The 25,204-nt window shown below is 38.5% G+C and carries 23 protein-coding genes; all 23 read right to left on the bottom strand.

From position 1 onward, the window contains the following. Positions 1–2: 2 nt before the first annotated feature. Positions 3–932: an ABC transporter ATP-binding protein gene (locus tag ABDZ63_RS11320; protein WP_343783633.1), complete on the bottom strand. Its 930-nt coding sequence runs from the start codon at positions 930–932 to the stop codon at positions 3–5. 125 nt (positions 933–1,057) lie between these two features. Next, the gene (locus ABDZ63_RS11315) at positions 1,058–1,693 is read right to left on the bottom strand and encodes a response regulator (protein WP_343783632.1); all 636 of its coding nucleotides are present in this window, start codon (positions 1,691–1,693) and stop codon (positions 1,058–1,060) included. Further along, positions 1,686–2,831 (bottom strand): sensor histidine kinase, encoded by a 1,146-nt coding sequence (locus ABDZ63_RS11310; protein WP_343783631.1) that lies wholly within the window; start codon positions 2,829–2,831, stop codon positions 1,686–1,688. Before ABDZ63_RS11310 ends, ABDZ63_RS11315 begins: the two co-directional genes overlap by 8 nt. A gap of 58 nt (positions 2,832–2,889) precedes the next feature. Then, entirely contained in the window at positions 2,890–3,066 is a 177-nt protein-coding gene (locus ABDZ63_RS11305; RefSeq protein WP_343783630.1) for a hypothetical protein, read from the bottom strand. 600 nt (positions 3,067–3,666) lie between these two features. Next, positions 3,667–5,067 carry an SLC13 family permease gene (locus ABDZ63_RS11300; protein WP_343783629.1) on the bottom strand — a complete coding sequence of 467 codons (1,401 nt, stop codon included), beginning with the start codon at positions 5,065–5,067 and terminating at the stop codon, positions 3,667–3,669. Positions 5,068–5,079: 12 nt separating this feature from the next. Next, complete coding sequence (locus tag ABDZ63_RS11295; protein ID WP_343783628.1) at positions 5,080–6,573, bottom strand: tripartite tricarboxylate transporter permease; 1,494 nt, start codon at positions 6,571–6,573, stop codon at positions 5,080–5,082. A gap of 12 nt (positions 6,574–6,585) precedes the next feature. After that, the gene (locus ABDZ63_RS11290; protein ID WP_343783627.1) at positions 6,586–7,044 is read right to left on the bottom strand and encodes a tripartite tricarboxylate transporter TctB family protein; all 459 of its coding nucleotides are present in this window, start codon (positions 7,042–7,044) and stop codon (positions 6,586–6,588) included. Positions 7,045–7,111: 67 nt separating this feature from the next. Continuing rightward, positions 7,112–8,134, bottom strand: a complete 1,023-nt coding sequence (locus ABDZ63_RS11285; RefSeq protein WP_343783626.1) for a tripartite tricarboxylate transporter substrate-binding protein — start codon at positions 8,132–8,134, stop codon at positions 7,112–7,114. A 267-nt stretch (positions 8,135–8,401) separates the two neighbouring features. Further along, on the bottom strand, positions 8,402–9,082 hold the full coding sequence (locus tag ABDZ63_RS11280) for a response regulator (RefSeq protein ID WP_343783625.1): 681 nt from the start codon (positions 9,080–9,082) through the stop codon (positions 8,402–8,404). A 4-nt stretch (positions 9,083–9,086) separates the two neighbouring features. Then, positions 9,087–10,670, bottom strand: a complete 1,584-nt coding sequence (locus ABDZ63_RS11275; RefSeq protein ID WP_343783624.1) for an ATP-binding protein — start codon at positions 10,668–10,670, stop codon at positions 9,087–9,089. Positions 10,671–11,104: 434 nt separating this feature from the next. After that, positions 11,105–11,899, bottom strand: a complete 795-nt coding sequence (locus ABDZ63_RS11270) for an ABC transporter ATP-binding protein (protein ID WP_343783623.1) — start codon at positions 11,897–11,899, stop codon at positions 11,105–11,107. Further along, complete coding sequence (locus ABDZ63_RS11265) at positions 11,892–12,887, bottom strand: ABC transporter permease (RefSeq protein ID WP_343783621.1); 996 nt, start codon at positions 12,885–12,887, stop codon at positions 11,892–11,894. Before ABDZ63_RS11265 ends, ABDZ63_RS11270 begins: the two co-directional genes overlap by 8 nt. 93 nt (positions 12,888–12,980) lie before the next feature. Beyond that, positions 12,981–13,985: an ABC transporter substrate-binding protein gene (locus ABDZ63_RS11260; RefSeq protein WP_343783620.1), complete on the bottom strand. Its 1,005-nt coding sequence runs from the start codon at positions 13,983–13,985 to the stop codon at positions 12,981–12,983. 69 nt (positions 13,986–14,054) lie between these two features. After that, on the bottom strand, positions 14,055–15,488 hold the full coding sequence (lpdA, locus tag ABDZ63_RS11255; protein ID WP_343783619.1) for a dihydrolipoyl dehydrogenase: 1,434 nt from the start codon (positions 15,486–15,488) through the stop codon (positions 14,055–14,057). After that, positions 15,489–16,709, bottom strand: a complete 1,221-nt coding sequence (locus ABDZ63_RS11250; RefSeq protein ID WP_343783618.1) for a dihydrolipoamide acetyltransferase family protein — start codon at positions 16,707–16,709, stop codon at positions 15,489–15,491. It abuts the gene before it with no gap. A gap of 18 nt (positions 16,710–16,727) precedes the next feature. Then, positions 16,728–17,696, bottom strand: a complete 969-nt coding sequence (locus tag ABDZ63_RS11245; RefSeq protein WP_343783779.1) for an alpha-ketoacid dehydrogenase subunit beta — start codon at positions 17,694–17,696, stop codon at positions 16,728–16,730. Positions 17,697–17,748: 52 nt separating this feature from the next. Further along, positions 17,749–18,804 (bottom strand): pyruvate dehydrogenase (acetyl-transferring) E1 component subunit alpha, encoded by a 1,056-nt coding sequence (pdhA, locus tag ABDZ63_RS11240; protein ID WP_343783617.1) that lies wholly within the window; start codon positions 18,802–18,804, stop codon positions 17,749–17,751. A gap of 21 nt (positions 18,805–18,825) precedes the next feature. Beyond that, a complete protein-coding gene (locus ABDZ63_RS11235; RefSeq protein WP_343783616.1) occupies positions 18,826–19,980 on the bottom strand; it encodes a Leu/Phe/Val dehydrogenase in 1,155 nt (384 codons plus the stop codon). A 41-nt stretch (positions 19,981–20,021) separates the two neighbouring features. Further along, complete coding sequence (locus ABDZ63_RS11230) at positions 20,022–20,423, bottom strand: thioesterase family protein (RefSeq protein WP_425541986.1); 402 nt, start codon at positions 20,421–20,423, stop codon at positions 20,022–20,024. Positions 20,424–20,559: 136 nt separating this feature from the next. After that, positions 20,560–21,534: an NAD(P)H-dependent flavin oxidoreductase gene (locus ABDZ63_RS11225; protein WP_343783615.1), complete on the bottom strand. Its 975-nt coding sequence runs from the start codon at positions 21,532–21,534 to the stop codon at positions 20,560–20,562. A 35-nt stretch (positions 21,535–21,569) separates the two neighbouring features. Then, the gene (locus tag ABDZ63_RS11220) at positions 21,570–22,769 is read right to left on the bottom strand and encodes a thiolase family protein (protein WP_343783614.1); all 1,200 of its coding nucleotides are present in this window, start codon (positions 22,767–22,769) and stop codon (positions 21,570–21,572) included. After that, entirely contained in the window at positions 22,766–23,641 is an 876-nt protein-coding gene (locus ABDZ63_RS11215; protein WP_343783613.1) for a 3-hydroxyacyl-CoA dehydrogenase, read from the bottom strand. The genes ABDZ63_RS11220 and ABDZ63_RS11215 overlap by 4 nt, the downstream gene beginning before the upstream one ends. Before the next feature lie 30 nt (positions 23,642–23,671). Then, entirely contained in the window at positions 23,672–25,189 is a 1,518-nt protein-coding gene (locus ABDZ63_RS11210) for an aldehyde dehydrogenase family protein (RefSeq protein ID WP_343783612.1), read from the bottom strand. Positions 25,190–25,204 lie beyond the last annotated feature (15 nt).

The following is a 25,204-nucleotide window of genomic DNA, read 5'->3' as shown; positions in this document are numbered from 1 at the left end:
TCCTAATCCCTCAAGGTTCTTCCAGTTAGATGAAGGAATACATTCTCTAAACTTGGGTTTTCCATTTGAAAATTCATGATCTGCACCTGGTATTGATCACCAATTTTCACTAAATCACTCACAATGTTACTTGATTTTTTCGCAATGATATTGATCTCATCTCCTGAGATCTCTACTTTTCTAACTCCATCAATTTCTTTAACAGCTGCCAAAAATGCTTCATCCACTCTATTTGGCTGAATACTAATCGTGTCCTCATTAGAAAGGATACTTAACAACTCGGACTTGGTACCTTTAGCAATAACTTTTCCATGATCCATAATGTAGACGCGATTACAAAGCTGCTCTACCTCTTCCATATAGTGGCTCGTGTAGAGAACAGTTGTGCCTTTTTCATTTAACTGACGAACCATTTCTAAGATGTAATTTCTCGATTGTGGATCAATCCCCACTGTTGGCTCATCTAGAATGAGGATTTTAGGGTTATGCAATAAAGCAGTGGCAATATTAACACGCCGCTTCATCCCGCCAGAGAATGTTTTGATCAGATCTTTTTGCCTTTCTTTAAGGCCAACAATATCAAGTGTCTCCTGTATTTGTGTTTCAAGTTCACCTTTAGGGACTCGGTAAATACGTCCAAAGAACTTTAAATTTTCATAAGCTGATAACTCTTCATATAACGCTATTTCTTGAGGGACAACCCCGAGAACTTTCCTCAATTCACCTGGATTTTTAATCGTACTCTTACGATTTAATGTGACGTCACCTGATGTCGGTTTTAATAAAGATGAAATCATCGATATTGTAGTCGACTTACCTGCTCCATTCGGGCCAAGCAAACCAACAGATTCCCCTTGATCTAAATATAAATCAACTTCGTCAACGACCGTTTTTCCTTTAAACGCTTTCGTTAACTGAATCGTTTCTAGCATGGAATTACCCCTTCCTTCACACTTCTTTTATTAATCATAGGTTAATCATAAACGAAAAAAACTAGAGCCAATACTGACTCTAGTCATTAAATGCCATTAAACCGTGACTTCGGTCATTTTATTTTTTAAACAATGTTGTGCCGGATTGCATAAATAGCAAGTTGGGTGCGATCTCGTAGGTTAAGTTTATCCAAAATGATACTTGTGTTATTTTTGACTGTACCAACTGATAACCCTAAACGATCAGCTATTTCCCGGTTACTTAACCCCTCACCAATACATTTTAAAATAGCACGCTCTCTTGGTGTTATTTGTTCATCAACCTTCACTACTTTGCTTTGGTCGTTAACAAGCGTTGGGACAACTTTAGCTGCGACTTGATCCTCTATAGTTAACCCGCCTGATAAAGCGCTTCTAATTGAACGAATTAATGATTCTGTATCTCCATTCTTTAGCATATAACCATTTACACCGAGCTTTAATGATTCCATAACATAATCATCATCATCAAACGTCGTTAGCATTAATATTTTCATTGTTGGCCACCTTGTACGGATCACCCTCGCTACTTCAATGCCATCCATCTCAGGCATACGTATATCTAAAACAGCAATATCAAATAATTGCTTTTCACACAGTTCTATTGCCTCTTTACCATCATTAGCCTCACCCACTACACGAATTTTTGGATCAGATTCAATCATGACTTTTAAACCTTGACGAACCATTGTTTGATCTTCAGCTAAAAGGACTTTAATCATCTATTTCCCCCCGTTCATTCAGTCTGATCCAGGCTCGTAAAACAAATTGTCTCTCGCCTTTATGAACCTCGACTCCACCACCTATTTTCTCTAAACGCTCCTGCATTGATGTTAGTCCGTATCCCTTTTGAAAAGAGGTGTCAGAATGCGTCGGGTTTACTATTTCAAAGCGAAAAATACTACCACCTGGTGAGTCGAACGTAATTTGTGCCTCCCTAGCTTGGCTATGCTTCATAATATTAGTTAACCCCTCTTGTACACATCGATAGATCACAAACGATTGCTCACCATTTAAAGGTGCAGCAAATGCTCCATGCTTTACGGAAAAGTGGATTTGAAGGAAGCTCTCCATTTCAAGCTTTCGTATCAACCTCATAACACCTTGTAGCCCACCAATTTCTCTTTGCTTAAACGTCTTTACAGCCTTACGTGTTTCTTCTAAACTTTCATTAGCTAATGCCTTAAGCTTATTTATCTGTGGCTCATTATGCGTATCTGAGGTTAAACGAAATGCTTCAATTTGCATAATCATAGACGTTAGTTTATGGCCGACTGAATCATGGATCTCTTGACCTATCATATGCCTTTCCTCTTGGCGTACTGCCTCTTCATGATCAGTAATTCGCCTCCTTAGACGACGATGCTCACTGTATAATTCCTCATATTGAGCCAATAAATCTTCATGTTGATGTTGTCTAATCTTATAATAAATGATTGCAGATAAAATAATGACCATATATAACAAGGCAAACAGAAGCGTTTGTAAGGATGTAGTTCCATATAAGACGAAGGTACTGATCGGAAGTAAACTAAACAACGATACAACAATAAAAGGGGTGAACGATAACCTTTCAGATGCTTCTATTAGCAATAAAGTAAGAGCAAGCCAAATTAGCAAGTGATAGTCTATTGAACCGATCGGAAAGAAAGTTAGCATCAGAATAATGATTTTCAAACAAAAGACTATACTTAAATAAACAGGCCTCTTATAAAATAACGGCACGACAAACAATAGAGCGAAATAAGCCGCCACACCGAGTAAACGCCATAAGTGATTATCTAAATCCATAAACAATGGATAAGCCAATCCACTCCAAATCATTAACTGTAAAATAATCCAATACATATAACCTTTCACAATACTCCCCCACTCCGATGACTCAAATACCTTCTTTAGCCACAAAATGATCCATTATTCATATTAATTCAATCAACACAAGTACAATCATGACAAATATTAAAATAGTAAGACCAATTAAAAAGTAAGAATAGCCTTTTTTCTTGCTTTTAATCACATCCTTCAGTACATAAGCAACCAACACGGCAAAACCAAGTAAAACAACAATAATCATCAGTTCATTCACAATAAACATGTGTTTCCCTCCCTGAATTTATTACAGATTCACTGACTTTAAGGAAACGTTGCAATTTTATTATTAACCTTTAATTTAATCATAACAAAAAATTGCACATCACAATTGTGTTGCGCAATAAAATACACCCCTAATCGCCAAAACCTTAACCAATGAGCCACTATAATGAGGCTCTTGTAAAGCAATTCTTAGCTGTGATCCACTTAGGTGACACCAGAGACCTAATGACACTTTAATTAAATCATTAAAGAAATAAAATAACGCCCAGGAAAAATCCTGAACGTTGTAAACTAAACTTTATTATAAATTTTACCAACCATACCGAGCCATATTAATTAATATGGCAAAAATCGAAATCAAAATCGCAATCGTCATCGTCCCAACAATTAACTTATTCATCATGACCCCCCATTACATGGATATGCCTGTAAGAGAGGGGGTATTCCATTGTTTATAAAACATTCTATGTCTTTATCACTTAATGTTTAGCTACTAAACCCAACATTTCATAGAACGACACATCGCCTTTTTCATCATTTACATCAAACGAAAAAGCTATATGAGGCTTTACTATTAGTGCTTTAACGCAAGGGAAGCTACTTACCAATACAAGAAAACGGCCAATAAAGCGACACCTGAGGCAACTGAACTTGATATAACACCAACAACAAACTGTTCGCCTTTTGTATAGACACCAGCCTGACTAGCATAGTATGTCGTCGGAGCGTGTATTGGAATTAAAATCGTGCCTCCTATTACAGTCATAATTAACAAGGCTAAGGCAACAGGGGAAATGTCGACTAGACTTGCATATGACATCATAATAGGGAAGATCACGACAATCGCTGAAGTTGAATTTGTAAACATCCAACGCATAATCCCCATTAACAATATAATATAAACAACCATAATCCATCCACTTGCACCATTTGGCACGAGCTGTATTAAGCCTGTTGCTACCACTTCAGCCGTTCCATTATCTGCCATAATGAAACCTAATGAAAAGGAAGTTCCTAAAAGCAAAAAGGTCTCCCAGTCAAAGCTTCTAATAAGCTTGTTATCCACAAGTCCAATCGTAGGTATCGCTAAAAAGGCAAGCATAAACATCGGAGGCAAGATTATCGGCATTACTGTTGGATCAGTTACAATCCAAGCTACAACCATGAATGAGAAGGCAACGATTACATACCATCGTTTAGGGTGTTGTTCTTCTCTCACTTCTTTTAAATGTCCTGCCTCTTGTTCAACCACCTCACTACCCTCTTCACCTGATCGCCATTTGAAATAAAACCAAACTAACAATGATGTGATTAATGTAATTAGAAAAAGAGGTGGTGCCATCAATGTAATCCATTCTAGCCACTGGATTTGTGCAATATCATACTCAACCATAAGCTGATATGCAATAACCGCGAAACCTCCACCTGTAAAGACGATAAAAGTACCTTTTTGGTTCAAGAAGCTAATAACGAACAAACCAAACTTATTAAAAACACTTTGCTTAGAAAATCCACTTAAATCATTCATTCGCTTAATTAATGGTTCTAATATTTTATACCTAGCGACTGCAGATGGTAAAATAATTGGGAGTAGCACCATTAACACTGGCAAGCTAATAACAATTCGTCTTACTTTTCCACGACTGAACTTTTGAAAAGCTCTAGCAACCATTTGATCAAAACCAATGATAACGAGTACTTGGCTGATCAGTGATAGCAAGACAATAAAGTAAAGTCCAGTTGTCAAAAAGCCTTGAAATGCTTGATCTGGTTCATCAACTACACCTAAACCAATAATTAACGCCAAAACTAGAATGCTAGAGGCACCTTGTGGCATTGTAGAAATTGTCCATAAGTAGATTGCAATCACTAGTACAAGTAAAGTATATTGCTGCTCAGGCGAAAGTGGGCCGAGGAATGTGAGCTTTCCTATAAAAAACAACCCAATTATAATCGCCCAAATCAACAATGTAGCACGGCTAGATTTTATAATTTGGAGCATATTAACAACCTTCTATGCAGTTTTTTTCTTTTCACGTACTGATTTAATGATCGGGAATGCGAATGATAAGACAGATAAGATAATTAAGACTAATGAGATATTGTTTGTAAAGAAGATTGAAATATCTCCATTCGAACTCGTCATCGCCTGTCTAAATGACTGTTCCATCATTCCACCTAGAATAAATGCTAAAATAAATGGTGGTGCTGGAAATGCAAACATACGCATCAAGAAACCAATGACACCAAACGCTAATAATAAATATAAATCAAATGTGCTAAAACTAATCGCATATACACCTATTAAACTAAACACGATCACTAGAGAGATCAGTAATGGCCTAGGTACTGTTAAGACTCTCGCAATGTATGGGATTAGCGGTAAGTTTAAGATTAATAGAAAAATATTCCCGATATACATACTAGCAATAATCCCCCAGAAAATTTCCGGATTATCACCCATTAACATAGGACCTGGCTGTACACCAAGTACTAGAAACGCACCTAACATAACCGCTGTTGTACCTGAACCTGGTATACCTAAACTTAATAGCGGTACAAATGAACCACTTGTTGCTGCGTTGTTTGATGCTTCTGGCGCAGCAAGCCCCTTTACAGCGCCTTTCCCAAATTGTTCGGGCTTTTTAGCAATTCTTTTTTCTGAAATATAGCTAATAAATGAGGCAATCGTCGCACCAGCACCTGGTAAAATACCTAAAACGAAACCTAGAATTGACTGGCGACCAGAAGGACCAGCAATTTCTTTCATATCTTGTTTTGATAATTTCAAGCTCCCTAGTTGTTTACCATCTGTAGCTGATTTTTTAAAACGGTTAATAATTAAATAACCGACTTCTGCAATCGCAAATAAACCTAATGCGATAATTAAGAAATCAATACCGTCTAATAAATTTGTGCTGCCAAATGTGTACCGAGCTGTACCAGTTTGTGGGTCAATTCCAATCGTTGCGACAATAAAACCAATTACAGCTGAAATTAATGCTTTAATCGTCGAGCCTTCTGAAAGACTAGCAATCGCCGTCAGACCAAGTAGCATTAAAGCAAAATAAGCTGGAGGCCCGAATGATATTGCTACACTTGATAGCATTGGCGCAAAAGCCATTAGCAAGATAACACTGATCGTACCACCGATAAATGAAGCAATCGCCGCAATGGCTAATGCTTTACCAGCTTGACCGTTTTGTGCCATCGGATAACCATCAAATGATGATGCCACTGTCCCGGAGATTCCAGGGGCATTTAATAGAATCGATGACGTCGAACCACCAAACACTGCACCATAATAAACACCAGCCATCATAACAAGCGCAAGTGTTGGGTTCATGCCATAAGTGATAGGAATCATAATGGCAATCGCACTTATAGGGCCTAATCCTGGTAACATGCCAATAAAAGTACCAACAAACACACCAAGCAATACAAATAAAATTCCTTCAAGACTTAAAGCAACTTCAAAACCTGTTAAAATACCTTCAATTGCTCCCATGATCCCCCTCCTTTAAAGCGGCAATACACCTTGTGGTAGATTAATATTTAATAAGAAAACGAAAATACTATATAGAAATAGCGGAAAACAAATTGACACAATGGCATTAACTAAATTACTTTTATAACCTAAAAACTTTGAACAAGTAAAGATAAATAATGCTGTCATAATAACAAACCCAACAATCTCTAATAATGAAATAAAGATTAGTGCTAAAACAAACACGCCAACAATAGCTTTAACGTCCTTTTTCGGAATGTGTCGCTTTGCTTTTTGCTCTTCTGTATCACTGTCTTTTGTGAAGAATAATGCAATTGATAAAACGACTAAAATCCAGCCTAAAGTTTTTGGAATCGCATCGGCATCTACAGGTATATATGGATAAGTTGGTAGTTGATAGCTCATAAACAAGTAACCAGCTGATAATAAAAATAAGATTAAACCAATTTTTCGATTAACACCTTGTAACACTCTTAGGCACCTACCTTTCTATGAAATAACCAGAAGTCAACGGGACCCCGTTGACTTCCTCTTCTTATTATTCATCTGATAGATCTAATTCATCTAAGATTTCTTTAAATACTTCATTTTCTTCTTCAAGAAACTCTAGGTACTCTTCACTACCCATAAACATTTCATCCCAACTATAGTTATCTCGAACTTCAGCAAATGCTTCAGAATCACTTAATTCTTTAAACTTTTCCTCGTAATAGTCTACAGCTGCTTGGTCCATATCACCTGTACCAAAGATTCCGCGCCAGTTAACGAATGTTTCGTCTATTCCTTGCTCGATTGCTGTTGGAATTTCAGATAGAACTTCGCCTTCTAGACGTTCTTCAGATGTAATCGCTAGTGGCCTAATGTCACCAGAACGGATTTGTTCAAGAACTTGACCTATCCCAGTTGAAAATACATCTGCACTACCATTTAACAATTGTGTAACCCCACCAGCATCTGGGTCGGATACATAGTTGATTTGTGTAATATCAACACCTGCTTCTCTTGCAAAGCGAACGAATTGAATATGGTCCATACTTCCTGGAGAAGATGTACCTACCACAGTAATTTCAGAAGGATTTTCCTTCATATCATCAAATAAATCGTTTAAGTCTTCCCATTCTGCATCATCACGTACAGCGAAAGTTGCGTATTCAGCAATTATATTTGCAATGGGCGTAAAATCTTCGTAATTGTAATCAGATTGGCCATTTAACGGCACTAATAGTAATGGTGAAGATGATACGAATAAATCATATGGGCTATCGTCTTGGTTAGCAATGTGTGCCCAACCAACCGCACCACCAGCTCCTGGTTGGTTTACAACACCTATATCTTGCTCAATAATTCCTTCTTCAGTTAATGTTTGTGCTGCCATACGAGCTGTTGTATCCCAGCCACCACCAGCTCCTGCTGGCGCAACTAATTCAATTGACTCTTCCGGTTCCCAGTCTTGTGCCTCGTCATTGTTGCTTCCTTCATCTGCTGCCTGATCATCGCCACCACAAGCAGCAAGAATTAATAACATAAAAGCAAATAATGAACCTACTAATATTCTTTTCATTTCATTTCCCCCGTTCAAAATTTATTAATAAAAATGTCACAACCTTTAAGTAATTCTATGATAATTCGAAATTTCTAAAATGTAACCGTTTTCAAAATAAATCGCATTAGATTCATTTTTATCATTTTGTTCATTTTGTTCACAGGAAGACCTATATCCTATAACAGACGATATACTAAGTCGAAGTCTATCTATATTACATGTTGACTGTGATAACAACGAGCTTAAATAAAAAAATCTAAGGCTTTATTTCACCTTAGATTTTCATCAATTTTGATAATATCTTCTTTCTGGCCGACCCACAATGCCATATTCTAACTCGGCTTGACATTCGCCTTCTGAAATAAGGAATTCTAAATAACGACGGGCTGTAGTACGCGAGGCACCCATTTCCTCACCCATCTCTTCGGCAGTGACGCCTACTTCTTCTTGCAATATGTCTTTGACCTTCTTTAGTGTAAGCGGGTCAATTCCTTTTGGTGTATTTTGATTCAGTGGTCTCTCTTTAGGTTGTGACCCTCTTCCAAAATACTCGTCTAAAAATTGCTGATCTACTTCTTCTCGGTTCAATAACTCTTTACGAAACTCTTTAAAGTTCTCAACCGCTTCAATAAAACGATCAATTGTTACCGGTTTTATAATATAGTCGAAAACCCCTTTGTGAAGGGCTTGTTCAACTATATCACGTTCTGTACCAGCACTAATCATTATAATACCGATTTGTGGATTAATCGATTTAATATCTTCTATTAGTTCAACCCCTAAACGATCTGGCATATAAATATCTAAAAGTAATAAATCAATTTTTGTCTGTTTTAGTTTCTCTAATGTATCCTCCGCTGTTAAAGCTTTAAAGATAACTTCACATTGATCAACCTTTTCTAAAAAACCTTCATGAATAGAGGCTACGCGGTAATCATCTTCTGTAATGGCAACTTTTAATGTCATGCACTCACCTTCTTCCTTTTGGTAGATATACTGTAAATCTAGTACCTTTACCTTTTTCTGATTTTAATTCAATCGTTCCATCTAATTCACGAACAACTTCCTGAACAATTGATAGACCATAGCCACGATCACCCCCGCTTTTAGTAGAGTAACCTTTTTGGAAGATCTTTTGTTGAATCTCCCCTGATACTCCATCACCTTTGTCACTAACTTCAAAAATCACATCATGTCCATAATCCGTCACAGAAAAAATAACTTGTCTGTTTTCTGAATCCCTCACTGCTTCAAAGGCATTATCAATTAAATTACCTAAAACCGTGACTAACTTTGACGTACTCATATAATCTGGTAATGGTGATAAGACACTTGCAGGATCAATCACTAGATCCACCTTTTTCTCAGATGCTTTTCCTAGCTTGCCTAGTAATATAGCTTGGATCGATTGGTCTTCAATATTCGAAAATAGCGTTTCAGTTTGCTGTTGGTGATGCTCTGATTCTTCTTGAATCAAATTAATGGCCTCTTCATAGTTTCCAAGCTGTAAAAGACCCGAGATCACATATAGCTTATTCGTATATTCATGTGTTTGAGCACGCAAATCTTCTGAATAATTCTTCACCTCAGAAAGTGTATTGATCATGTCTTGGATCTCTGTTTTGTCACGGAAACTAGAGACAACACCAACAACTTGATCACCTTCATAAATAGGTATCCGGTTAACTATATAGACACGATTTCTTAAAAACATCTCATCGTCATACTCGGGTTCACCTTTTTCTAAAACTTGAATCATTTTCGTATTTGGAAGTACTTCATTTATATTTTTACTTTTACATGCTTCATCTAGCTCTAACATTTTCCGTGCTGAGTAATTCATAATTGATATTCTACCCTCTTTATCGATCGAAATAATCCCCTCTTTCACTGATCGCAATACAGCTTTGCGCTCCCGATAAAAAGTAACAATCTCATGCGGTTCTAATCCCAAAATATCTTTTCGGATGCTTCGCGTTAGAAAAATACTACCGACAACTCCAAGTGCTAAAATAATTGATGAATTAATAAACAGAACTTGAAGTCGTTCATAGATCATACTACGAATGTCATCTACCATAAAACCAACTGAAACTATCCCAATTATATCTCCATCATTATTAAAAACTGGTGCTTTTCCACGAAGGGATGGACCTAATGAACCGACAGCTTCAGATTTATAGTATTCACCATCAATTAGCGCCTGGTCGTTATCACCGCCAACCATCCCATGCCCGATTCGATTTTCATTAGGATGAGAATAACGAATACTGTTTTCATTACCAACAACAATAAATTCGGCACCTACTTTTTGTCGAATATCTTCTGCAATAGGTTGAATTACCTCTGATGGATCATCTAGTTCATATGCTTCAATTACTTCTGGTGATAACGAAATAGACGTTGCCACATCCAATGCACGCTGCCCCATTTGCTCTTTTGTCTGTGTCCATTCAATATATGAATAAATGGCTGTAATAAGTAGTGTCACAATAATAAGTAATGAAATAATTGATGTTAAAATCTTAGTTCGTAGTGAAATTCTTTTAAGCATAGAAGCTAGGAGCCTCCTTCAAATCAAAAGTCCTAATTTATTTTAGTTTATAGGGTTACTCGTCGAACGACAACAACTATTTGAAAAATCGTAAAATAAGTACGCAACAACACAACTTATTTATCATGCTATACTGAGATTAATCTACAAGCAGGTTTCAGAAAGGAAGCGTCTATGAATTATTATCAAAACATCGTCGTCATCGATATGATTTTAGTTATGGCTTATTAATATTTCATTATTGAATGGACTCCAAATTATATGGGTGGATCTTGTTAATTATCGCTGCCTTTTATGAAATAAGGATGAACGTCAGAGAGGTCTTTAAGGAAAGGAGAACTTACACTTAATAGTAATGGTATTTACCATGATGAACTTTATGTAGACCTACCTATAAAAAAGAAGCTGGGCGCCACTTGCACCCACCTTCTCTATTAGCCTAATACCGCTCGATCACTATCTATTTGTCTTCCTCTAATGCGGTGGAATTCATCAAGTAGGTTTTTGATTGTTAGTTCTTGTTTCTTCTCACCTGATACATCAAAGATAATTTGACCTTTGTCCATCATGATTAGGCGATCACCTAAGTCTAATGCTTGTTGCATGTTGTGCGTTACCATTAGCGTTGTAAGGTCAAACTTTTTCACCACGTCACCTGTTATTTCAGTAATAAGTTCAGCTCGTGATGGATCTAATGCCGCAGTGTGTTCATCAAGTAATAAAATATAAGGTTCAGTAAACGTTGCCATCAGTAAAGATAAAGCCTGGCGTTCACCACCTGAAAGTAAGCCAACTTTCGCGTTGAGTCGATCTTCTAAACCAAGATTTAACGTTTCTAAATATTCTCTGTACATTTCTTTTCGCTTTTTCGTTACACCTGGAATGAGTTTACGCTTCTTATCTCGTGAAAATGCCATTGCTAGATTCTCTTCAATTGTCATAGAAGGTGCTGTTCCGGCCATTGGGTCTTGGAATACGCGTCCGATAAACCCTGCTCGTTTATATTCTGGCAAGTGAACAACGTGCCCTTCATCAATTAACACATCACCAACATCTGGGATTAAACTACCTGAAATGACATTCATTAACGTGGATTTACCAGCACCATTACTCCCGATCACCGTCACAAATTCACCTTTATCAAGCTCAAGGTCGACTGATTGTAATGCTTTCTTTTCATCTGGAGTTCCTTCATTAAATGTCATGGATGCATCTTTTAATTTAAGCACCATGAACCTCTCCTTCCTTACGTTGGAGTAGTTCGGCTTTCTTCTGAAGTCGCCGTTTCTTCTCTCTTCTTGCTTGTAAAATACGTGGTGTTACAAGGGCAGCAATGACGAGTATAGCTGTAATTAACTTCATATCACCAGAGTCTAGGAAATCGACTCGCAGTGCTAGTGTCACTACAATTCGATAAACTATCGCCCCACCAATAACCGCTAAAGTTGCTATAATAATCGTCCGTTTACCGAATAATGCTTCACCAATAATTACAGATGCTAAACCAATCACAATCATGCCAATCCCCATGTTAACATTGGCAAAACCACCATATTGGCCAATTAGGGCACCTGATAAAGCGACTAATCCATTTGAAATACCAATTCCAACAATGATTAAAAAGTCTGTATTCGCTGATAAGCTTCTTATCATCTTCTGGTTATCACCTGTAGCACGTAATGCCAGTCCGATTTCTGTTTTTAAGAAATAATCAAGAAATACTTTAACTAGCAACGTTAAGATCACCATCACAGTAAAGACGAGCCATGTTCCAGAGAAGCGCTCCGCTCCTAACGTTAAAATTATATTATTAAAGAACGAATCAAATCCTGATGCGACCCACCATGACTGTATTTGGCTAAATAGTGTTGATTCATTAAGCATAGAGACAGTTGGTTGTCCCATAAGCCGTAAGTTAATCGAGTATAACGCAATCATCATTAATATCCCGGCTAACAAGGCATTGATTTTACCTTTCGTGTGCAATATTCCAGTAATACATCCCGCTATAAAACCTGCGAAAGCACCTAGTAATGTGGCGAGAATGGGCGACATTCCTCCTACAATTGCAACGCCTGCCACCCCTGCACCTGTTACGAAGCTACCATCGACTGTTAAATCTGGAAAGTGTAATATTCGAAATGATAAATAAACACCTAAAGCCATCAAAGCATAAATTACACCTGATTCTACTGCGCCAAATAATGATATTAGCATGACGTCCTCCTTCGACTGCGATATAGAAAAGTAAAGCAGATTCTATTGATGTCTGCTTTACTTTTCTCCACTTGTTTTATTAAATTGATAGATTTAATCTTCGTTCTCAACAAATTGTGCTTCGTCATCCCATTCATCCTGCCATTCAACACCTTGAGTCTCTGAGGCTTCTTGATTAATAAAGAGCTGAATTTCTGGTGGATACTCTGCAGGGATTTCACTTATGTCTGACTCACCTGACAAAATGTCTGAAGCCATCTCACCTGAGCGATAACCAATTGTATAATAGTCAATTCCATACGTGGCAAATGCCCCTTTACTTAACGAATCAGGCTCACCGGTAATGAGAGGGATCTCATTGTTATTCGCCACACCAACCACACTATCTAAGGCTTCTACTACTGTGTTATCTGTTACGATAAAGAATACATCAATGTCACTCACTAATGTAGTCGCTGCTTGTTGTACTTCAGCTGCGTTTGCTACTGTACGTTCTTGTAGAGTTAAGCTCGTACCTTCAGCCGCTTCTTCAACCGACTCAATTTGGGCAACAGAGTTCGGCTCACCAGCATTGTAAATTAAGCCTACTGAAGACCCTTCAAAATATTCATCAATAAATTCAATCGTAGCTTCGATCGCACCCGGGTGTAAATCAAGAACGCCTGTTACGTTCCCACCTGGATCATCCATTGAATCAATGACACCAGCCCCAACAGCATCTGTTACTGATGTAAATACGATTGGAATATCGTCCGTTGCTTCATAAGCACCTTGAGTACTTGGCGTTGAGTTAGTAAAGATTAAATCTACACCATCTGCAACGAAAGCATCTGAGATTGGTTTAACATTGTTTGGATCATTTTGTGCATCTTGAAAATCATACTCTACATCTAATCCTGCATCCTCTAAAGCATCCTGAAAACCTTCATATGCCCTGTCCAGTGAAGGGTGTTGCACGATTTGTGTTGCGCCTACAGCGTATGTTTCACCAGATTCAGCATCACCATTATCAGAACCTCCACCTTCTTCATCCCCACAAGCAACGAGTAGCAATAAACCAATTAAAACGACTGAAAATAATAGAAAAATCTTTTTCATCCAACATATCCCCCTAATATATAAAATTTTGGCTTAAATCACCAAGCTTTTAAAACTATCTCAACTGCTTTAGGTTGTGACCTGAGATTGCTGTTTCGGTGTTGTATGAATAGATTGACCCATTAAGGCTTCTATTGCTTCTAGTAACCCTTCATTGACACTTGGATGAGCAAAATGCGGGAAAGTAACATCTTCTATCTTCGCTGCCATTTCGAGTAATTGAACGAAGTGACTCGATAATTCAACAGCTCCTTCACCAACCATATGAACTCCTAGAATAATGTCTGTGTTAGCGTCACTGATTACTTTGATCAAGCCGTCTTTCTTGCCTGAAATTAGTGAATAACCGTTGCCACCTAAATTGAACTGGCCAACTTGATACGCTATGTTATGCATTTTGACTTCTTGTTCAGTTAAACCAACTGATGCAATTGGTGGATTTGTATGAGCGACTAATGGTAAGAATGTAAGATCTACTTCAGGATTCTCATTAGCAATCGATTCTGCAGCAACCTTACCTTGTTTAATCGCCTTAACTGCTAGTGATTCACCTTCTGTTACATCACCTACCGCATAAATGGATGGAACAGTCGATTCCATCTTGTAATTAACTAAAATACGCCCTTCAACTGTCTGCTTTACTCCTAAGCGGTCTAGGCCTAGTGAGTCAACATTTGGTTTTCTTTGACCACTCACCAATAAGTGAGAACCTGTTATTGCCTGTTCTTCTTTACCTTTCTTGACGTAGGCTGTAATGCTTTCTTTTGTTTCTTCTACTAATCTTATAGTTGATTGTTTTAATATATGAACCTTTTTCTTTTTAAATAATCTTATTATTTCTTTTTGAATGGATTGATCAATTGAGAGTTGTTCATGATCTTCTATAATTAACGTGACCTTCGAACCGAAGCTTTGATAGGTTGATACCAATTCTAAAGCTAAGTAATCAAAACCAATAATGATGATATGATTAGGTATTTCATTTAGCTGGAAGATCTCTTCGGATACAAAAGCCCGTGTACTATTGGCTGGGAAATAATCTGGTTGGATTATGCGACTACCCGTTGCTATAATCGCGTTATTAAATATGTAGTGATCAAATTGATGACCCTTCTCAACACCTATTCGGTAATCACCTGTAAAAGTCGCCGTACCATGGATCACTTCTATTTGATTTTTTTTAAGTAAAGATTGAACCCCTTGCTGTAATTGAGACGTTACTTGCGATTTATAATTTAGTAGTCGCTCTAAATTGATCGATGGCGATTCAATATCGATTCCCAATTCTTTCATATGAGGAAGTTCTGCTTGTTTTTTAGCAGCATAGGTCCATACTTTTGATGGAATACAGCCTTCATTCAAGCAGACTCCTCCTAACTCTCCTTGTTCAACTAAAGTCACGTTAAGTCCTAATTGGGCAGCTCTAATAGCAGCATTATAACCACCTGGGCCACCACCGATTATCATTAAATCTCTTTCTTGTGTAATTTCACCGACTACCATCTATACCAGCTCCAACATTAAATTGTTTGGATTTTCGATCAGACTAGCTAAACGATTTGTGAAAGCTACAGCTGTTGCTCCATCTGCCACCCGGTGGTCAAATGACATAGATACATTCATCATATGACCAACAACGATCTCTTCATGTTCATTAAAGACTGGCATTTTCCGCGTCTTATGAAAAGCAATTAAAGCCGTCTCAGGATAGTTAATGATTGGTGTGGCTCCAGTGCTACCAAGTGGTCCAACATTACTCATAGTAAATGTGCTTCCTTGTAATTCCCTTGGTTGTAGGCCACCGTTCTGTGCTTTATTATTAATCGACTTAATTTCTTGATGGATTTGACGTAATGATTTTTGGTTTGCGTTGTGTAACACAGGGACAACAAGGCCTTCATCTGTGTCTGTTGCTAATCCAATATGATAATTCTTCTTTAAAATGATTTGTTCATTTTCTTCATCTAATTGTGCGTTAAATATTGGGAAGTCCTTTAATGCCATGACAAGTGCTTTAAGTAGGAAGGCAGAAACTGAAATGTTTTCACCAGACTTTTTTAGATCTTCTCGAAGGTGAAACAGCCTTGTCAGATTGATTTCATCAAAGTGTGTCACATGAGGTATTGTGTATATAGATTGAGTCATTTTATTAGCAATCGTTTTACGTATACCACGAAAAGGGATTGTTTCTTGTTCTTTTGGCTGTTGTAATTCTAATTTGATTGGCTGTTCACTAGATTCTATAGTAGGTGGTTGGTTGTTAGACTTATTAATATATTGGTAGACATCTTCCTCTGTTACCCTACCTGATGGGTCAGAAGCAGATACTTTCTCTATATCAATATGATGATCACGGGCAATCTTTCTCGTATAAGGGGTTGCTAATACCCGGTTAATCGTCGTTTGAACTCGTTGTTGTTGTAAGCCTTGAGTAGGTTTAATAGTTGTTTGATCATTCGGTTTTTTAGCTTGTGTAGATTTAGATGGGCCAACACCTTCTATGTATATTAGTGTTGTACCGACTTGAACGGTTTCACCGATAGGGATTAATATTTCATGGATCTCTCCGTTTCCAGGCGAAGGTAGTTCAGCAACCATTTTATCCGTTTGTACTTCAACAAGAGGTTGGTCGGTCGTAACGGTGTCGCCTTCTTTTACGAAGTAGTGAACGATTTCCCCTTCAGTCATTCCTTCGCCGATATCGTGTAATTTAACTTCTAGCAATGCTTTTCCCCCCTTTAGTTAAAAGTGGACTGCTTTTTCAATACTCGATAAGACGCGTTTAGCAGTTGGTAAATAGTGTTCTTCTAATGCGAAAAATGGCACAGGCACATCAAATCCGGTTACGCGTTCAATTGGCGCTCTTAAATATAAGAATGATGTATCATTAATGACTGATAAAAGATCATTTCCAAGTCCACCAGTCCCATGCGCTTCATGAACTATGACAGCACGGCCCGTTTTTTGGACTGACTCGGCAATTAAATCTCGGTCTAATGGATACAATGTTCTTAAATCTAATACTTCACAGTTTATGTTCTTCTGTTCAGCTTGCTTAGCTGCTTTGAGTGCCACTGGTACCATCGCACCCCAAGCAATCACTGTCACATCCATACCTTCTTGTAATGTAGCTCCTTTTCCAATTTCTACAGTGTATTTTCCTTCTGGTACTTCTTCTCGTTGAGCCCGGTAACTTCGCATCGGCTCCATAAAAATAACTGGGTCTGGGTCTTCGATCGCTTCTATTAATAACCCTTTGGCATCATAAGGGGTAGCCGGGCAAATGACTTTCATTCCAGGCATATGAGTAAACAATGCCTCAGCACTATCTGAATGAATTTCCGGTGCTCGAATACCAGCCCCATATGGCGCTCGAATAACCATTGGTGCTGAGTAATGACCCATTGTTTTCATTCTAAGGCGTGATACATGAGTCATAATTTGATCATAAGCCGGGTAAATAAAGCCCATAAACTGCATTTCTACAACTGGCTTAAAACCATTTACAGCCAGTCCGACTGACGTTCCAACGATCCCTGACTCTGATAAAGGTGTATCAACAACACGTTCTTCACCGAATATTTCTTGTAACCCTTCTGTTGCTCGAAATACACCACCATTTTTCCCGATATCTTCTCCGAGTAAAATCGTTGTATCGTCTAATTCGAGCATCGTTTTCAAGCCATCATTAATTGCTTGAATCATTGTCATCTGGTGGGTTTTATTGTTTGATTTCGGTTTCTGTTCGACCTTTAAATCCACATTAATCCCCCTTTAGATGCATTAAATATTGATCTTTTTGCTCTTCTATCTGTTCTGGCAATTGTTCGAATACATGGTCAAATAGATCTTTAGGATCAGCTGCAGGACTGTTTTCCATCGCTTCAACAGCCTCTTCAACTTCAGTATCCAATCTCTCTTTCGTTTGTTTAATCCAACTCTCATCCCAAAAATTATAGTTTTTCATAAACATTTCTAAACGATCGATTGGATGAACGATCTCATCACCTTGGCCTTCAGGGCGATACTTCGTCGGATCATCAGCTGTCGTATGTGCTCCTGTTCGCCACGTCACAGCTTCTAATAAAGTTGGCCCTCCACCTGTTCTAGCGCGTTCGACTGCACGTTTTGTTTCAAAATATACAGAAAAACAATCATTACCATCAACACGCACACTCGGTAAATCATAAGCCAATCCTTTTTGAGCAATTGTTTTAGAATTCATCTGTTTTTCGATCGGGATTGAAATTGCATAGCCGTTGTTTTGGTTAAAGAAGACGGTTGGTGTCCTAAAAACTGTTGCGAAATTTAACCCTTCATGAAAGTCACCTTCAGACGTAGCACCATCACCAAAGTAAGCTAAAGCAATGTGATTGGTTCCTTTACGTTTTTCAGCCCAAGCCGCGCCAACAGCGTGTGGAATTTGTGTAGCGATCGGAACTGCTTGAGGGAAAATATGTTTACCGCTTGGCGGGACACAGCCTTCTTGACGCCCATTCCAATACTGAAACGTTCGGACCATATCTGCACCGAAAGTTAAAGTCGCTCCATGATCACGATAAGTTGGAAACATCCAGTCCCCATCCTTTAAGGCAAGTGCACTACCTACCTGAGAAGCCTCTTGACCTTCAAATGGTGGATATGTCCCTATTCGTCCTTGCCGTTGCAAATTGATAGACTTTCGGTCAAATGTCCTTATCCTTAACATGTGGTAATACATTGTTTGTACAAGCTCTTCATTAATCTCCAATTCATGTGATGAATCAATTATATTCCCTTGGTCATCGATCATTTGTTTCATTGGGAATTGTTCTTCCATTTCAAGACCCCCAATACTTATTTAATGACGTAAGTTCCATTTTGGACTAATCGAACGTGTGTAAAAACTATTACGTTTCTCACGGTTAGCCATAACTCTTTCACAAAGTTGATTAGCTGCTTCAACTGTTGATATTTGGTATAAATCAGCCTGTTTATAAACTTCTAAAATCGTATTATAAATCTCCTTGGTTTTAAGTAAGACACGTTCTTTGTTAGCACCATATAACTCATCAGAAACTTGAATGAGCCCTCCTGAATTAATAATATAATCTGGCGCATAAAGAATGCCTTTTTTAGCTAATTCGATTCCATGCTTTTCCTCAAGCAACTGGTTATTCGCAGAACCTGCTATCGCTTTAAATTGGAATTGGTCAATTGTCGTATCATTAATAATGCCGCCCATCGCACATGGAATATAAACATCTGCTTTTTGCGAGTAGATTTCATTTGTTTCAACAATTGTTACAGTTCCTTCTGATGTCTGGGCTGCTTTCTCTTGGATCGCTTGAATCGAATCTACATTAACATCTGATACGCAAATTGTTGCTCCTTCTTTAAGTAAGCGTTCAGCTACTTTAAACCCAACTTTACCTAAGCCTTGAATCGCATAGGTTACAGGTTGTAAGCTTTCATTACCAAATAACATTTTGTTCGTCGCTTTTAGTCCATATATAACACTTTCTGCGGTAGGAACTGACGAGTCCCCACCACCCCCATATGCTTCAGGAATACCAACGACATTATTTGTTTCTTTCATTGCGTGGATAAAATCTTCCATTGTCGTTCCCATGTCTGTACCGGTATAAAATCGACCGCCGAGAGATTCAACAAATTGGCCGAATGCGCGGAATAGTTCTGGTGATTTATCTGTAAGGGGATCTCCAATTATGACAGCCTTGCCTCCACCGAAGTCTACGTCAGCTGCTGCACATTTGTAGCTCATACCTTTGGAAAGTCTTAATACATCATCTAATGCTTCATCAAAACTTTCGTAAGGATGCATACGGCACCCACCAATAGCTGGACCAAGCTTGGTACTATGTATTGCAATAATTGCTTTAAGGTTAGTAGAAGGATCATTACAAAAGACAACTTGCTCATGTTCAGACATTTTTTCGAGAAGTGACATATTCTCGATTTCATCATTTTTTGATGATGCCGTTAAAAAGCTCATAGTAAACCTCCTAATTAAGGGAATTGTTAATTAACATACAATTATCCAATTCGCTTCTCAATTACTTCTTTAGGGAGAATCACTTGCTTGACATTACCTTTACCGATTAGTGTCTGATCTCGATATGCTTTTATAGATGTAATCACCTGATGGTTATGATATTCTGTCAAAGTTGCTGTTAGGACCACTTTAGTATTTAAAGGGGCAGCATCAATGTGCTTAACTTCAACTGAAGCTCCCATCCCTTCTTCGTGCTCCTCTAAGAATGGTAAAATAATTTTTCGTGACACCCACTCCATGTGGTAAACCATAGCTACCGTTGAGTAGACTGGGTGAATGACATAGCCTTCAAAATTCGCAAACATATCCTCTGTCACTTTAATTTCGATTGTTTCAGTTCTACCGATTTCCATACCAGGCTTCATACCATCGCCCACTTCCATAACGTATGATTAGAAACTCCATCAATTAAAGCGCTTTCATAATTCGACAGCTTTATACATATGACGTTATTATAACGCTATTGTATCATTTTGTAATAACGAAAACAATCTATTTAATTAGAAAATTGTTTATTTTCTAATATTTTAATTGATCATTCTCTACTTTTAACAAAGATCGGGACTGTTCCATCTGTTCAGCCGCTTCTTCTATCATTCCTTCAATTAATTCTTGAACGGTCGGAATATCATCAATCAACCCAGTAACTTGACCACTGTTTAAAAAACCATTATCTAAATCGCCGTCTAATGCACCTTTAGAATGCAATTTTTCAGAAGTTAAGTGTCGATAATCATCTAGGGTGATCCCTGACTTTTCAAGGTGCTTCAGTTTTTTCGCGTATGAGGTGTTTAGTATCCTTCTAACTTGGCCAACCGTCCGACCTACAATTGTCGTCCCCGTCCCGTTAGCCTCTAGAACCCTCTCTTTATAATGATCATGAAAAGGAGCCTCTTCCGTTACGATAAAACGTGTCCCCATCTGTACACCGCTAGCTCCAAGCATTAAAGCAGCTGCTAACCCCTTACCATCCCCAACGCCACCGGCTGCAAGAACTGGTATATTAACATGCCTCACTATTTGGGGAATTAATGTAAAAGTTGTTAGTTCAAGGTTCGAGTTAATTCCAGCTGCTTCATAACCTTCAGCGACAAGCAAGTCTGCTCCTGCTTCTTCTGCTTTTTTAGCATGCTTTACTGAGGCGACTAACGCCATCACCTTAATACCATGTTCTTGTAAACGAGGAATATAAGGGGCTGGGTTTCCTGCTGAGAGTGATACAACGGGGACTTGTTGGTCAATGACTAATTGAATCATTTGCTCGACATCAGGTGCAACAGCCATTGCAATATTGACTGCAAAAGGATTATGAGTCATTTCTTTTGTTGCAATGATTTTCTTTTCTACTTCTTCTAGTGACATTGTCCCGCACCCGATTGTTCCTAAACCACCAGCCTCAGATACCGCTTGAGTTAATCTAGGGCTACTAATATTTCCCATTCCGCCTAAAACGATTGGATAGTTAATGTTTAATAGGTCACATACTGAGTTCATAACATTCCTCCTTAAACCTTTAGGACTTCCTTTAATTATACATTCTCTATAAGTGTTGATATTCCCTGCCCAACACCAACACACATTGTTGCTAGGCCTAGTTTCGAATCACGCTTTTTCATTTCATGAATTAAAGTCGTTAAAATACGCGCACCACTAGCACCAAGTGGATGACCAAAAGCAATTGCTCCACCATTTACATTAACGATCTCTTGGTCTAAATTTAATTGCTTCATACACTCTAAAGATTGCGATGCAAAAGCTTCATTTAACTCTACTAAATCAATTTCGTCGATTGAGCGGTTTGTGCGTTTTAACAATTTTTGAGTAGAATAGATCGGACCAAGTCCCATAACATCTGGCTCTAAACCAGCTGTAGCCCCACCAACATATTTGGCTAAAGGCTTTATACCTAACTGCTTTGCTTTCTCTTTACTCATAAGAAGTAAAGCCGACGCACCATCATTAACACCTGAAGCATTCCCAGCTGTAACCGTACCCTTTTCAAAAATGGGCTTAAGCTTTCTAAGCTGATCACGTGTTGTATTAGGGCGTGGATGCTCATCTAGTGTAATTTCGAACTCATTTCCTTTTTTGTCATAATATTTGACTGGAACAATCTCATCTTGAAAGCGGGCGTTTTCGGTCGCTTCTTTAGCCTTCATTTGACTACTATAAGCGAATTCATCTTGTTCTTCTCTCGTAATCCCATAACGTTTCGCCACGTTGTCAGCTGTTTGAGGCATCGGGTCAGCCCCATACATTTCTTCTAATTTTGTATTTGTAAACCGCCAGCCAATCGTCGTATCATACATCTCCATATTGCCTCGTGGAAAGTCTTTCTCTGGTTTAGCCATGACATAAGGCGCTCTTGTCATGCTTTCAGTCCCACCAGCAATATATAAATCACCATCTCCAACTGCGATTGCACGAGCTGCTGAGATAACCGCATCCATACCAGATCCACAAAGACGATTAACTGTTGTTGCACTGACACTAGTAGGCAAGCCTGCTAACAAAGTCGACATACGTGCAACATTACGGTTATCTTCACCTGCTTGATTGGCATTACCAAAAATGACTTCCTCTATCTCTTCAAGAGGGATTTCACTATTTCGTTCTAATAATGCCTGGATCACTATAGCACCCAAGTCATCAGGGCGAACCGTTTTTAATGCCCCTTTATATCGACCAATCGGCGTTCTCACAGCATCTACAATAACCACTTCATTCATCTTTTAATCAACTCGTTTTCATCAGTATAGTCATAAACCCCGCGACCTGTTTTTCGCCCTAGCCTTCCTGCTTTTACATATTTTTCGAGCAGTGGTGCGGGACGGTATTTTTCTCCTAATGTTTCATACAAGTAGTTTAAATTATTTAACCTTGCATCTAGGCCGACTAAATCACCTAACTCTAGTGGTCCCATTGGATAGTTGAGTCCAAGTTTAATCGCCTTATCAATATCCTCAGCAGAAGCAACCCCTTCTTGAAGCATATGAAAGGCTTCGTTTCCTACTAAGGCACTTATTCTACTGGTTACAAAACCTGGAAATTCATTGACTTCAACTGTTTCTTTCCCCATCAACTTAGCTGTTTGATGAATGATTTCTACTGTTTCATCACTCGTCTCTAACCCTCTAATTATTTCAACTAATTTCATGACATGCACTGGGTTAAAGAAGTGCATCGCGACTACTTTTTCAGGGCGTTTGGTATAAGAACCTAATTCTGTTGGACTAATGGTTGATGTATTGGATGCTAATATAGCGTGTTTTGGTGCGTGTTGATCAGCTGTTTTAAGTACATGTTGTTTTAAATCTGACTTTTCAGGAACAGCTTCAATAATTAAGTCTGACTGTGAGGTTGAGGTCTCTAAATCTATTGATGTATGGAGGTGATCTAATAGTTGTTCAGCTTGTTTCTCTTTCACTTTCCCACGTTTAACACCTTTTGCCGCGGTTTTTTTGGCGTGTTCATAGGCATCTTGTAACTGGCTTTCTGATACATCAACAAGCTCAGTTTGAAAACCTGAAAGGGCCGAGACATATGCTATGCCTCGCCCCATAACACCAGCCCCCACGACAGTTATATGATTTATCGTCATGGACACTCTACCTTTCTTTTAATCTATTATTTAAATATTGAATGGATTAAGAGGTTTTGAGCCATAGTATGAAAGTACACTCTTATCTTCCATATATAAATCTAGCGTTTCGACTGTTAATTCACGGCCGAACCCTGATTGCTTATAACCTCCAAATGGTGTACCAGGGAATGCTGAGAATGGACTATTCACCATGACGATACCTGCTTGAATTTGATGGGCTACACGCGTTGCACGACCTTGGTTTGTCGTCCAAATTGCAGAGCCTAATCCATATTTCGTATCATTTGCCCGCTTAATTACATCTTTTTCATCTGTGAACTTCTCAACGACAACGACTGGTCCGAAGATCTCTTCTTGAACAGCTTTCATATCAGGTGTCACATCCGTAATCACTGTAGGTGCATACCAATAACCGTCTTCAAAGCCTTCAGGGAAAATTTGCTTACCACCTGTTGCAATCGTCGCACCATCTTGAACAGCTGATTGAACGTAATTGTCTATAATGTCTAGCTGCTCTTGGTTAACGATTGAACCAAGGTGAGTGCCTTTATTAAACGGATCGCCTGATTGAAGTTTTTCTGTTTTCTCAATAAATTTCTCCATAAACTCATCATAAATGGACTCATGAACAAACATACGTGAACGCGCTTCACATGATTGTCCTGTATTGAAATAGATACCAAATAAAGACCCAGCAACAGCCGCTTCCATGTCTGCATCTTCAAATACAATATTCGGTGATTTACCACCAAGCTCTAGTGTGACACGCTTTAGCGTTTGGGAAGCTTTTTCCATAATATCTTTACCAGTTGGTGTTGACCCTGTAAAAGCTACTTTATTAATATCTTCATGTTGTACTAGATAGTCACCAACAACGCTCCCTGACCCTGGAACTGTATTAACAACACCTTCTGGAACACCTGCTTCATGGCAAATTTCATTTAATAAAATTGCCGTAATAGGTGTTAGACTTGCTGGTTTAATAACAACAGAGCAACCCGCTGCGATTGCAGGGGCAATTTTCCACGCTGCCATCATCATCGGATAGTTCCACGGAATAATTTGTGCACAAACGCCAACTGGTTCTTTATGTGTATAGTTAAAAAAACCATAAGGCATGTTATTTACTTCACCACGATGACCTACAATTGCACCTGCATAAAATTCAAAGTCCTCTATTGACTGGTTGATTTGCACTTGTGCTGCACCAACTGATTTACCGCTATTTAATACTTCCATTTCAACGAGCTCTTTAAAACGAGAACGCATAATCGAAGCAATATTGTTTAAAACTCTTGAGCGCTTACCTACAGGGTATTTCCGCCATTTTCCATGATCGAAGGCTTGTCGGGCCGCTTGTACTGCCTTTTCAGCGTCTTCCTCATTTGCCTTAGCAATTGTTGCAATAGCCTCACCTTTTGCTGGGTTAAAGGTCTCAAAAGTATCCTGTGAGCTACTTTCAACTCGTTCACCATTAATAATCATCGCATAATGGTCACGTTTCATCTCGCCTACTTGTTCGATTGTTTCTTTCGTTAATTCCATTTTAGAAACACTCCT

The sequence above is a fragment of the Alkalibacillus silvisoli genome (genome assembly GCF_039521975.1).
GTDB classification, from domain to species: Bacteria; Bacillota; Bacilli; order Bacillales; family Alkalibacillaceae; genus Alkalibacillus; species Alkalibacillus silvisoli.
Note: the sequence above shows the minus strand (reverse complement) of the source record. Positions and strands in the feature narration are given on the sequence as shown.